The 12,487-nt window shown below is 36.6% G+C and carries 13 protein-coding genes; 5 read left to right on the plus strand and 8 right to left on the minus strand.

Annotated features, from left to right (window positions below; all coding sequences use genetic code 11):
* Positions 1-22: 22 nt before the first annotated feature.
* Together EKM63_RS10865 and EKM63_RS10870 are read right to left on the minus strand one after the other, a co-directional pair.
* Positions 23-829 (minus strand): SDR family NAD(P)-dependent oxidoreductase, encoded by an 807-nt coding sequence (locus tag EKM63_RS10865; RefSeq protein WP_125706571.1) that lies wholly within the window; start codon positions 827-829, stop codon positions 23-25.
* 120 nt (positions 830-949) lie between these two features.
* Entirely contained in the window at positions 950-1,552 is a 603-nt protein-coding gene (locus EKM63_RS10870) for an NAD(P)H-binding protein (RefSeq protein WP_125706573.1), read from the minus strand.
* A 141-nt stretch (positions 1,553-1,693) separates the two neighbouring features.
* Here EKM63_RS10870 and EKM63_RS10875 point away from each other — a divergent pair, with 141 nt between their 5' ends.
* Positions 1,694-1,966 carry a MerR family DNA-binding protein gene (locus EKM63_RS10875; protein WP_263852862.1) on the plus strand — a complete coding sequence of 91 codons (273 nt, stop codon included), beginning with the start codon at positions 1,694-1,696 and terminating at the stop codon, positions 1,964-1,966.
* Positions 1,967-2,140: 174 nt separating this feature from the next.
* Here EKM63_RS10875 and nfsA read toward each other — a convergent pair whose 3' ends face one another.
* The 4 genes from nfsA to EKM63_RS10895 all read right to left on the minus strand — a co-directional run bounded on the left by nfsA (position 2,141) and on the right by EKM63_RS10895 (position 5,778).
* Positions 2,141-2,878, minus strand: coding sequence for an oxygen-insensitive NADPH nitroreductase (gene nfsA / locus EKM63_RS10880; RefSeq protein WP_125706575.1), 738 nt, complete (start codon positions 2,876-2,878; stop codon positions 2,141-2,143).
* 261 nt (positions 2,879-3,139) lie between these two features.
* Positions 3,140-4,546 (minus strand): MFS transporter, encoded by a 1,407-nt coding sequence (locus tag EKM63_RS10885; RefSeq protein ID WP_125706576.1) that lies wholly within the window; start codon positions 4,544-4,546, stop codon positions 3,140-3,142.
* Between the two features lie 4 nt (positions 4,547-4,550).
* A complete protein-coding gene (locus tag EKM63_RS10890) occupies positions 4,551-5,123 on the minus strand; it encodes a flavodoxin family protein (RefSeq protein ID WP_125706579.1) in 573 nt (190 codons plus the stop codon).
* 70 nt (positions 5,124-5,193) lie between these two features.
* On the minus strand, positions 5,194-5,778 hold the full coding sequence (locus tag EKM63_RS10895) for a TetR/AcrR family transcriptional regulator (protein WP_125706581.1): 585 nt from the start codon (positions 5,776-5,778) through the stop codon (positions 5,194-5,196).
* 253 nt (positions 5,779-6,031) lie between these two features.
* On the opposite strand from EKM63_RS10895, the gene EKM63_RS11580 reads away from it, so the two are divergent.
* The gene (locus tag EKM63_RS11580) at positions 6,032-7,351 is read left to right on the plus strand and encodes a glucosaminidase domain-containing protein (protein WP_125706583.1); all 1,320 of its coding nucleotides are present in this window, start codon (positions 6,032-6,034) and stop codon (positions 7,349-7,351) included.
* 65 nt (positions 7,352-7,416) lie between these two features.
* Here the strand turns inward: EKM63_RS11580 and EKM63_RS10905 are convergent, their stop codons facing one another.
* Complete coding sequence (locus EKM63_RS10905) at positions 7,417-7,629, minus strand: DUF6290 family protein (RefSeq protein WP_125706585.1); 213 nt, start codon at positions 7,627-7,629, stop codon at positions 7,417-7,419.
* 133 nt (positions 7,630-7,762) lie between these two features.
* Between EKM63_RS10905 and EKM63_RS10910 the strand changes: the two genes are divergently transcribed.
* Together EKM63_RS10910 and EKM63_RS10915 are read left to right on the plus strand one after the other, a co-directional pair.
* A complete protein-coding gene (locus EKM63_RS10910; RefSeq protein WP_125706587.1) occupies positions 7,763-8,464 on the plus strand; it encodes an ABC transporter ATP-binding protein in 702 nt (233 codons plus the stop codon).
* Positions 8,465-8,473: 9 nt separating this feature from the next.
* Positions 8,474-10,969 carry an ABC transporter permease gene (locus EKM63_RS10915; protein ID WP_125706589.1) on the plus strand — a complete coding sequence of 832 codons (2,496 nt, stop codon included), beginning with the start codon at positions 8,474-8,476 and terminating at the stop codon, positions 10,967-10,969.
* A 598-nt stretch (positions 10,970-11,567) separates the two neighbouring features.
* On the opposite strand, the gene EKM63_RS10920 is transcribed toward EKM63_RS10915, so the two are convergent.
* Positions 11,568-11,957, minus strand: coding sequence for a MerR family transcriptional regulator (locus EKM63_RS10920; RefSeq protein WP_125706591.1), 390 nt, complete (start codon positions 11,955-11,957; stop codon positions 11,568-11,570).
* A 129-nt stretch (positions 11,958-12,086) separates the two neighbouring features.
* Here EKM63_RS10920 and EKM63_RS10925 point away from each other — a divergent pair, with 129 nt between their 5' ends.
* Complete coding sequence (locus EKM63_RS10925) at positions 12,087-12,464, plus strand: carboxymuconolactone decarboxylase family protein (RefSeq protein WP_125706593.1); 378 nt, start codon at positions 12,087-12,089, stop codon at positions 12,462-12,464.
* Positions 12,465-12,487: the final 23 nt, after the last annotated feature.

A 12,487-nucleotide genomic window follows, 5' to 3' on the forward strand; every position in this document is an offset into this window, starting at 1 on the left:
GAATTTCTCAACAGCTTTTTGCTTAGATTAATTTAGACATTACAAACCGATAGAAGTTTGGCATCGAACGAGCAGCTAAGACTGTAGCATGATCAGCTAATGAATGGAAATATCGACGCTTTGGTTTCGGATCAGTAGCAGCTTTGTAAAATACCTCAGCTAAACTCTGTGCAGTAGCATTAAAACCCATCTTGGAAAACAGGCTATCAACTTTATCAACAAGAGGTTCATAAGGTGAATCAGGTTCCAAATTCTTTCTAGCATTATCTAAAGAAACACTCATCCATTCTGTGTTAGTCCCACCAGGTTGAACCACAACAGAACGAATTCCAAATCTTCTTACTTCCGCATCCAGCACATCACTCCACATATTGATAGCAGCCTTGGTTGCATGATACCAACCACCCAGTGGTGTATAAGCTTCCGCACCGATTGAAGAAATATTGACGATTCGACCATACCCTTGCTGTCTCATAGTTGGTAAAACTAATTGAGTGATCTGGTCAGCTCCGAATAGATTAACATCAAATTGCTTTTTTGCATTCTCAATAGGAATTTCTTCAAGAGGTCCATATTCACCGTAACCAGCATTATTGACCAAAACATCGATTTGACCTTGTTCTTTGACTGCTCGATCAACCAACTGGCGAATTGAAATCTTATCAGTCATATCCAATTCTTGTGCGTGAATACCAACATCAAGTAAATCCTGCATACGGTCAACACGACGAGCACCGCCATATACTTCAAACCCTTTTTCTTTAAAAAGTAACGCAGCGGCATGACCCATTCCTGAAGAGATACCTGTAATAATTGCAACTTTTGACATAATCATTCCTCCAGAATCGATTGTTTCATTTGAATCAATAGTAACCCACATATATGAATAAGTTATGAAAAATACAAAAAATCCGATAATCATCTTAGTAAGATTATCGGATTTTATTTACTATTTTCTATTAATACCTAAGCTATCACGTAAACCAAGTTTAGGATCATGAGCCAATCTAACAACTAAGTCAGAGATACTCTTGATTGAAACATCATGTCCACCAAATGGTTCACCTTTCTTAGTGATCTCATAATCAGTATCATTACTGTTATCAAACCAACCAGGACGAATAATTGTGTAGTCCAAATCTGAAGCTTCAATAACATCAGCCGCCTTACGATATGAACCTAACATTGGATTAGAATCCAGATTTCCTCCACCCATTGAGGCTGGAATCTCATTGTAGATTCCCATTGATGTGATGAACAAAAGACGTTTTACATCTGACTTATCCATCGCCATAACAAGCGATTGAGCCATTGCACCCAAGTTCCCACTCAATGCAGCAAAGACAACATCTTGTCCTTTCAATGCTTCTGCCAAAACAGCTTGATCAGTAACATCTCCGGAAATAGTTTTTTCACGACTTGCATCGATATTTCCTAATCGATTAGTATGTCTAGCCATTAAAGTTAGATTATCTTCAGTGTTTTCCAAAAAATAGTTTCTAGTTGTGCTACCAACAGAACCAGTAGCACCAATAATTAATACATTAGTCATCGCAATGACCCTCCTTTATTTAACAAAACAAATTATATTACCTTATAGTTGGTGTAAGGCAAGTAAAAATTCAAATATTTTTAGAAATTAATCAAATTTGATAATATCAGTATATTGACAACAGTTATAATGGATGTAAAATTGATCACATGCCTTCGTGCCACTGGCATGCCACTTGATCAGATCAAGCAATACTTTGATTTGGTTATTCAGGGTGAAGATACCGTTCCTGAACGTTATCAAATTATGCTTAAGCAACAGCAGAAAACTTTGGATGAAATCAATGAGCTGCAAAATCATTTGACTACTATTAATTACAAGGTCGCTCACTATGCAGATTTATTGATCAATCATCAGCCGGATTCCTTTGAGCCGTCTAACATTCAGGCGGCTGAGAAGTCTACTGAAAAATAGTAATTTGTAGTTGACCTTGTATTGCAAAGTTAACATCGGGATAAATTTCAACTAAAACAATTAAAAACAAAAAGCACTAATCTGAAGATACAACAGATTGGTGCTTAAGATAACCAAGTTTAAGACGGGGCCAGAAAATTTGGTGATAATAGTTTTTTAGTAATGATATGTAATTTACTTCAATGAGAAACCTTGTTTCTTCAAAAATTCAGCAATATCCGGGCGGTGTACCTCTTTGAAAATAGCTAAGTTTTTGTCAGTCCACGAAGTATCGGTTGGATGTGTTTTGCGATTCATATAATAATCTTTAACTGTTCGATCATAAGATGATAAGTCGTTAAATTTACTTTCATCATAATAGTTAGTGGCGACGTCATTATCTTTTAGCATTCGTGGTTTCAATTGATTCTTAAATTTAGGAACACCAATAGTCATGCCAAACAATGGAATCGTAAAGTCTGGTAAGTGTAAAAGATTGGCAACTTGATTGATATTGTTACGTAGACTTCCAATGTAACAGATGCCCAAGCCCATTGATTCGGCGGCTATTGCCATATTTTGTGCTGCAATTGCTGTATCAATAATTGAGACAATCATTGGTTCCATATTTTTTATTGGTTCTAAACTCATCTCGTGATTGCGTAGGATAGTTGCTTGACGATGCAAATCTGCAACGAATACGTAGAAGGTATCTGCCTTTTTTACGTGTGGTGAGCTGATGGTGATATTCGAAAGTTCATCTCGCAAATTTTTATCAGTGATTTCAATAATTGAAAAGGCCTGAACGAATTCTGATAATGCTCCATGTCGAGCAGCGGCAAGTAAGGAATTTTTTTGTTCTGCAGTGATTGGCTGATCAATAAAGTCACGTACAGAGACGTGTTGAAGCATATTTTCAATAGTTGGATTCATTTTAAAACCTCATTTTTAAAATTTCTAATTTGATATATATCGTAACACTCTAATATCGTATTAAATAGCTATAACCGTTGGTACCCTTAAACCACAATAAATTATCTTAAGGGCAACTGTGAAAAAGAGAATCAAATTGGATACATCGTATCCACCTTTCATAGCCGAGTATAGTTACTATCTATGAGGGCACAAAAATAGCCGAGAAAATTTCTCGGCTATTTATTTAATTAATTTACAGAAATCAAACCGTGTTTGTTATTAATTTTGTTTGATTGATTCATCTAATTCTAAATTCAAGTTCTTATTACGAGACTGCTCTTCGGTGGTCTCTTTTTTTGGTTGTTTTTCTCCTTTAATTATTCCTAGGGAGAATAATACTGCTACTGCTGAAAGTATTGTTATCCAAATCATTTGAACATTGTACGCTGCTGTTGGTTGTATGTAACTTGCTGTTAGTGCAACTACTACTGATAATCCTACGGATCCTCCGATTTGGTGAATGGCGTTCACTACTCCCGAAGCTGAACCACTCATCTCTGGTGTGGTATGTGCTACACCGGCTATTGTTAGTGTTCCTAATGCCATTCCCTGGCCTATTCCTAGAATCACCATTGGTATTGCTATCGCCAACCAGTACCCTGCTTGGATTCGCACTACTGCTGCTAGTAACGCTCCAACAAACATCAATGCTGTTCCCACAAAAATTATTGTTGAGGTCTTAACACTATCGGTAATTCTTGTAACTACTGTTGCTGCTATGAACTGCGGTACTGTTTCTGGTAAAAACCCTATTGCAGCCATTAATGGTGTGAAATTGTAGACTCTTTGCATTGCCAAAGGTGTTAGGAAAAAGTATGCCATTCCAACTGCTATGAAGAAAAATCTTGTTAGGTAAGCATATTTTCTTTCGGTATCTTTGAACAATGTCAGTGGCATAATTGGAGATACTGATCTTCTTTCTTGTAAAACAAACAGTATCAATGAAATTATGGCAATTACTAACGCTGGAAGTCTGTATACAGTCCCATCAATACTGTATACAAATGCCGAAACCCCTAATACTGAGAAAATTGTTCCAAGGACATCAATTTTCTGCGAGAATTTGTTTGATGCTGATAGATATTTAACTGATAGTACTATCATTGCGATACCGATCGGTACGTTGATCAAAAAGGCAATTCTCCACGATGAATACGTTGAAATCAATCCACCTATTACAAGTCCGAAACTTGCCCCTAATCCACCAGTTGCACCGTAGTATGCAATAGCCTTAGTGCGCATTGATTCATTATAGTTATCCATCAATAACGCCAATGTGCTAGGTGCTAAAATTGATGACCCAATTCCTTGAACTGCTCTCATGGCAATCATCATTGGACCGTTTGGCGATAAACCTACTAATAATGAACTGATACTAAAGATAACTAGTCCAATCATGAAAAATCTTTTTCTTCCAAAAATGTCTCCGGCTTTGCCTGAAAATAACAGAAATCCACCAAATGTTAGCGCGTATGCGTTAGTTATCCAAGCTAGTGCTTGAGTATTTAATGACAGATCCGCTCCAATTTTGGCCGTGCTAGTAAATATAATTGAGTTGTCTAAAACGATCATAAAATAACTCAGTAAAACTATTGGTAATACAATTCCAAACTTTTCTCTTTTCAAAACTTTACCTCTTTAATTGGCTCAACCATTTTGAAAATTCATTTCGTGAACTTTCTGCTTGAGTATCCCTTACTGAATAATTGTTTAATATTGTCGTGTTACCTGGTGTCAAAACTCTCAAAACTTGTTGAGTATCACCAGAGCCATAACCATCATTCGTTGAAAATGATGCAATTTCTTTTCCCTCTAATTCTGATCCATGTTCTTCTAGGAAACTTCTCATTGGATTGGCTGGTGTCATCGCCCAAATTGGATGAGCCAGCAAAATCAAATCATACTGATCTAAATTAGGAACATCCTCAATTAGTTCTGGCCAATCATTTGATTCACGTTCTTCGGTGGCCCGTTGAACGGTCGCAAAATAGTCACTTGGATACGGGTTTTTGACTCCTAGTTCATATACATCTGTTTCTAATTTTTGTGCAGCAAATCTGACTTGTTTTTCATTGTTTCCGCTTCTTGAAAAATAAATTATCAATGTATGTTTATCGTTAGATAGTTCTCTTGTTCTTTGTTCAGTAGCGTTTGTATCCATGCCATCTGACACAGCACCACGACCCATAGTTATTTTTCTCATAGTTCTCTCCTAAATATGACCATCGGTCATATTTTTGCTAAAAGTTAACGAGTTCAAATTGAACTCGTATTTATTTTGTATAATTTTGTAAAATTGATTCCAATTGTAAGTCACAAAAGGATTTCACTGAATCCACCGGATTGATTGTATCAGGAGAAATACACCAGCTAAATATAATACCGTATATTTCTGTTATCAACATTTCAGCGATTCGACGTACTGGTATATCCTGATCTAACTTTTGATTTTCAACCAACAATCTGATCAAATTCTCTAGTGACTCCAAATCAAATTGCCATTTTATCTGGTTTTTAGGATCGACAACGAATCTAATCCACGAACGTGCCATATTATCCCCTGATGCCATGACGATTTTTACATAAGCAATCATGTAATTTCGAATACTCTCTTTTGGCTGTTGCTTAGAAAAAGTTGAAATCTCTTCAGTCAATCCTCCAAGATGTCTTTTACTAAGTTCCAAAAGTAAATCTTCTTTAGTATCAAAATAATTGTAAAAGGTTCCTTTTGCGACACCGCTAGATTTGGTAATATCAACAATCGACATATCTTGATAACCTTTTTCATATAAAAGACGATCAGCGTTTTCGATTAAATTATTACGTGTTGCGGCTGCTGCTTTTGCTCTGTTTGTCATTTATCATCACCACGAAAAGTACTATAACACCTTCGGAAAATAAAAACAATGACCGGCGGTCATATTTTTAAAAATTATCTAAAACTTCCTATATAAACATATAGAATTTTATTCAGCTATTACCTTATTCCTATAATTAAGATAATAAATTACAACCATGTGAACATCCCTTTACAATACATCGTATCTTGTTGAAGCTAACTCTAAATCCTTGTATTCTGTAACAGCACATTAATCCAGGAGGAAAAATTAAATGCGTAAGAACTTGCTACTAACTAGTGTTGTTGTTTTAAACACTTTAGCAACAGTTGCAGTCCCCACTGTAGTCTCTGCTGAAACAACAGCTCCTACTAACTCAAATGAAAATACTGAAACAGAACTTAATGAATTAACTCCGGTATCTGATGACAACGACTCAATCGTCACAGATGCTGCTGAAGATACTGAAGTTATCAAAGGAAATGAAGAATCTAAAGTTATCGTTGGACCTCAAGTTGATAAAGCTGATCCAACTGTAGCTCATTCTCAAGACGCTGAAGGTTTAGCTGCTGCTGAAGCAAATGCACTTTCTCGTTCATGGTCTTCACAACAACGCTGGGCAGAATCTGTTGGTCCTATGGCTCAACGTTCAGCTCAAAGATATAACTTGTATGCCTCAGTTATGATGGCACAAGCTATTATTGAATCTGGTTGGGGTGGATCTGCATTAGCTTTACCACCTAACCACAACCTTTTTGGTATCAAAGGTAGTTACAAAGGTCAATCAGTTTACATGAGAACAGCTGAATATAGCCCAACCTATGGTTGGTACTACATCAATGCTGCTTTCGCTAAGTACCCTACTTATGAAGAATCATTCAACGATAACGGTGTTAAACTTCGTTACGGTTTAACTTGGAACAGTGCTTTCTACAAAGGTACTTGGAAAGAAAATACTCGTTCATATCGCGATGCAACAGCTTGGTTGCAAGGTCGTTATGCGACTGCACCTAACTACGCTTCAGTTTTGAACAACATCATCGATTCATATGATTTAACAAGATGGGACGCAAAACCAGCCACTGGCGGTAATGGAAACACAAACGGTGGAGCAACACCCGCACCAGAACCAGAAGTTCCAGTAAATGGTAAAAAATATGACATGAGTGATGTTGGTACAGTCGTTAATCCCGATGGCGCTCAAATCTACTTAGGCGCACATCCAGATAAAGCTTCTCGTAAATTAGCTAATGGTTCAGCTTGGCAAGTTACTGGTAAGGCAGTTACTCCAGATGGAAAATTGTATTTCCGAGTATCTACTTCAGAATACGTTAAAGCTTCAGATCTTAAATTGAACTCTGACATTGGTGGAACAACATCAGTTCACAACATTATCAAAGCAAACAATTCAGAATCAGATGCTACTCCATTGGTATCTTTCAAAGATGATGGCACAACTAAAGACTGTACACGTGGATTAGCTAACGGTACATATTGGGCAGTAGACAAGACTCGTGAATATAACGGACACACATATCACCGTGTCTCAACAAACGAATGGGTCGAAGATACATACGCTACAATTACAGAATAACTTTTAAAACAAAAAGAGCTTTCCAATTGGAAAGCTCTTTTTTGAATATTGTCGATAAAATTATATTAATCCAAACGTTTCAACATTTGATTTCTAGAAACCGATTCACCTGCACTACTGGTAATACCTTTAACTGCATCTAAATAATCTGTCTCATCTTCGACTCTATCTAATATTGTTTGCTTCATAAAATCGTCGACGGAGATTGTTCTTGATGCTGCGAGATTTTCAATACTTTTATATTCAAATTGAGACCATTTAATCGATACAGTCTTCATTTAATTCATCTCCCATTTAAGTTCACAATATCATATAAAATTTTAAAATCCACTTTAGTTTGTATTGTCAAAATTTCCACTTTATAATTAATAATAATGCTTAAAACATTTTGATACAGGCAAGGAGCAAACTATGGCATACATAGAAATTCGCAACGAATTCAAACGATACCAAATGGGTGAAACTGAAATCATCGCCAATAATGACTTGAGCTTCGATGTTGAACGTGGTCAACTAACTGTCATTCTTGGACCTAGTGGAGCTGGAAAATCGACTGTCCTAAATATTTTGGGTGGAATGGATTCTCCAACTAGTGGACAAGTTTTAGTCGATGGAACTGACATTGCCCAATTCTCTGAGAAACAATTAACAGCCTATCGTCGAACTGACGTTGGCTTTGTTTTCCAATTCTACAATCTCATCCCTAACCTCACAACTTTGGAAAATGTCGAAATGGCGACTGCTTTGACACCAGATGCCTTGGATCCAGCTGAGACTTTGAAAGCCGTTGGACTGGAAAAACGAATCGATAACTTCCCTGCTCAACTAAGTGGTGGTGAGCAACAGCGAGTGGCAATTGCACGTGCCCTAGCAAAGAATCCTAAACTACTTTTGTGTGACGAACCAACTGGTGCACTGGATTATCAAACTGGTAAATCAATTCTGAGACTATTGCAGGAAGCTAGTCAAAACCACAACACAACGGTTATCGTCATTACTCACAATGCTGAAATTGCCAAAATGGCTGACCGAGTTATTCATATCAATGACGCAAAAGTACGTACTGTTGAAGACAATGACAATCCACTACCTGTCGAAAAGATTGAGTGGTAGGCAACGATTATGGAAAATAAAAGTAGAAAAGTATTAAATCGCATGCTTCACCGCACCCTCAAAGATACTCGAGGTAGATTCATCGCAATCACCTTGATCATTATGCTTGGAGTTTTGATTTTTGTTGGTGTAAAGGGAATCGGACCCGGCTATCGTGATTCTGCAACCAGTGAGCTGAATAAAACTCAACTTCAAGATATTTCGGTTTCCAGTACTGCCGGATTAACTCAAAAAGATATTGATCTGGCTAAAAAAATCAAAGGTGTAAAAGTAGAAGCCAGTAAGAACGTTTTTGCTTTAGCAAGCTCTGACAAATCAGTAGTCAATGTCTATGGCTACAAGAACAACAATAGCTTGAACCAATTGATCATTCGTGAGGGTCATCTTCCAACGAAACCCAATCAAATAGTTTTAGATCAACGTGCCAAACGATACGGTGGTTTTAAAATTGGCGATACTTACAAGCTAGATAAAACTAAAGGTTTGACGCGTCAATCATATAAAGTCGTCGGTTTCGCAGACTCCCCTTTATACATCAACAACAATTATAATCGTGGAAATGCCAATGTTGGTTCTGGAACAGTTTCATATTTCGCTTACGTTCCCGAAAACAATTTCAATATGAATGTTTACACAAGCATTGGAATATTTATGAACCAGCGTCCTTCTGGTGACACCTATGGAAAGACATATAAAAACGCTGTAGATTCAAAAATGAGACAAGTTAAAAAAGTTTTCGATGATCGTGCATCTCAGAGAAAAGATGAATTAGTTTCAACTGCAATCGCCCAACAACAAATGCCAGTTCCAGAATCCATGGTTAGGAAATCCATTGCCACTCCTACCTACAATTTTGATAAAAGAACTGACTTGATCGGTTTCACTGACTATGGAGATTCCTCAGATAGAATTGCTGCTATCGGTGATGTCTTCCCAGTATTCTTCTTCCTGATTGCAGCTTTAATAACTTTTACAACTATCAGTCGAATGATTTCTGAAGACAGAACACAACTCGGAACAATGAAAGCAATGGGATATTCAAGGACTAAAATTGCTCGAAATTATTTCTTATATGCTCTGTTAGCAGCTATTATTGGGACAGTATTTGGAGTGATTATTGGGCAACAGGGATTAGTCAGATTCGTGTTAAAAATATCTCAATCCGACATCTTCACCAATCAAGTCGTTTATCCTCAGTGGACCGATATAATCTTAGCGACAGTTATGTCGTTAGTAGCAACGATTGGTGCTGTGGCAATAGTTGCACCAACAGAGTTACGGACCAAGCCAGCAGAACTCATGCTTCCGAAGGTTCCCAAGAATGGTAAAAAAATACTGCTCGAACGGATCAAACCTTTCTGGAGTCGACTTTCATTTAATAGTAAAGTCTCAATCAGAAATTTATTTAGATTCAAATCAAGAATGTTCATGACCATTATCGGAATAGCTGGAGGAGCGGGACTGATTCTGACCGGATTTGGACTGAAAGATTCCATCTCAGGATTAAGTGCAGCTCAATTTGGTGGAGTCGTTCGATATCAAGCAATCGTCAGACTCGATAAAGAGCACAATCCCGATAAGGCACGTAATATTCTTTCAAAAAATAAGAGTTATAAGTCCGCACAAACCGCTAATACTGGAGTCGTTGAATTACACAACGGTGACAACAGCTTAAGCGATGTTAGTTTCTTGGTGCCAAGTTCAAGTAAGGATTTTTCAAAATATGTGAATTTAAAAACAACTAGAAATGAGAAAATTGCACTACCTAAATCTGGAATAGCCTTATCCAATAAGGCAGCAACTCTGATGGACGTTGAAAAAGGCGATTACGTAAAAATCCAACAAAGTAACGGATCAACTAAAAAAGTCAGAGTTTCCGAGATAGTTCAAAATTACATCGGACACTTCGCTTATATGAGTCCGACGGCGTATAAGGCAGCCTTTGGAAGTCCAGTTAAAATAAATGGATTGCTAGTAAAAACCAAATCAATGTCGCAGAAATCGCAACAAGCAATGGCGCAAGATTTATTAGATAAAGGTAACGTCATCAACACCACCTATATGAGTGATTCATTGTCATCAAGTGATGATATGACCAAGAGTCTTAACGGCGTCGTGCTAATTTTGATATTAATGTCAGGACTTCTGTCGTTCGTAGTCTTGTATAATTTGACCAACATCAACGTTTCCGAAAGAATGCGCGAGTTATCGACGATCAAAGTGTTAGGATTCTACGATCGAGAAGTTACCCTGTATATCGCTCGAGAAAATATAGCACTGACGATAGTCGGAATTATTTTCAGTTTTGGAGTTGCACAGTTATTGACCCGATTCATTTTGAATCAGGCCGCGACGAATAATCTGTTATTCCCTACCATTATTGGCTGGGAAGGTTATGTTGCAGCAACTGTTCTGACTGCATTATTCACCGGAATTGTTATGTATGTAACTCATTTGCGATTGCGAAAAGTTGATATGCTTGAGGCATTGGCATCACGTGAGTAGATGTACACTTCCGCTTACGAAATCAAATCGATTTTTTGGCTGGAACATAGGCGACATCGTTTGAAGCTTTTCCAAATTCGGGAAAATCTTCAAATCGAGTCTTGTTCTAAGCTGAGTTCCTCAGCTAAGAACAATTTGCCTATTGAGCCAAAATCGATTTGATTTCTCCAGCTAGATAGAAATATAATTTTTTATACGATACAAAAAAGGCCAAAAGCAATTATGCTTTTGGCCTTTTAATTTGATAAAAATTTGTATTATCAATTATCAAAATTTAAGTTTGGTACATTGTCTAAAAATGGATATCATTAAACACATCTCAACGGAAAAGCCTACGGTGAGTTATCAACATAAACTTATAAAATGGAGATTTGAAATGAATAATTCCGATGTTAAATCTAGTGCTAATTATACTTTTGAAGTATTTGGGATAATTTTTTTCCTATCAATAATAGTTTCATTCTTTTGGCCTATCTTTATTGATCTGCTTTACAAACAAAGAATATATTTATTGGTGTTTTTTTTTGGAACATTTGTAGTTAAATTGCTAAGAACTAATAAGATTCATTAAGTTATGTCTGTTCGTTAAATTTTAAAATTACACTTCTTTACTTTTATCGTCATTTTCCAACGGTGCGTTCAATCCTGTATAATATTGGATCTTATTCTCAACAAATTCGATATTGTCATCAATCTCATGTTGTTGGACATGGAGTGATTTTAACTGATCAAATAGTAATTGCAACCTATCTGGAACTGTACCTGTGCCTTCTCGTCGCAACCTTGAATAAGTCTGTATATTTTTAATACTCATTCCTGTCTTTTTGATTCTAATTACAAATGAGGCCCATTTAAAATCATCATCCGTGTAATATCTGCGATTATTTTCATCACGATTGGATCGAATAATTTCAAGCTTTTCATAGTATCTTAACGTGTCTATGGATAAACCACATTTTTTCGAAAACTCGCCAATTGAATAATTCATTATCTTTCTCCACTAATTTTCTCTTACAATAAACTGATTATTCTTAGAAAGCAATTTAATCTGTTGACATGGAGTACACTCCAGCATTTATCCTCAACTTGTTCCTATTAAGAAAGCTGAAACAAAAATATGGATAAAATTGACAGATATACAGTTGGAAAAAACAATTTAGAACGAATCGATGCAATGGCAGGCCAAGATGTGATTAATTCATTGGATGGCAATTATGAGGACGTTGGAAAATATATTATAGAATTTGCGTTTGGCGATATTTATGATCGAACTGGTTTAACCCTACAGCAAAGAGAAATGATAACAATTACGAGTTTACTTTCCCAAGGAGATACAGAAGCTCAACTCCGGGTTCACATTAATGGATCACTAAACGTAGGATTATCTGAAGAAGAAATCATAGAGACATTTATACAATGTATTCCATACGTCGGATTCCCAAAAGTATTAAATGCGATATTCGTTGCAAAAGATATCTTTGAAAAAAATAAATAATACAAAAAGGCCAAGAACAATTA

This window comes from Companilactobacillus mishanensis, from assembly GCF_003946505.1.
GTDB classification, from domain to species: domain Bacteria; phylum Bacillota; class Bacilli; order Lactobacillales; family Lactobacillaceae; genus Companilactobacillus; species Companilactobacillus mishanensis.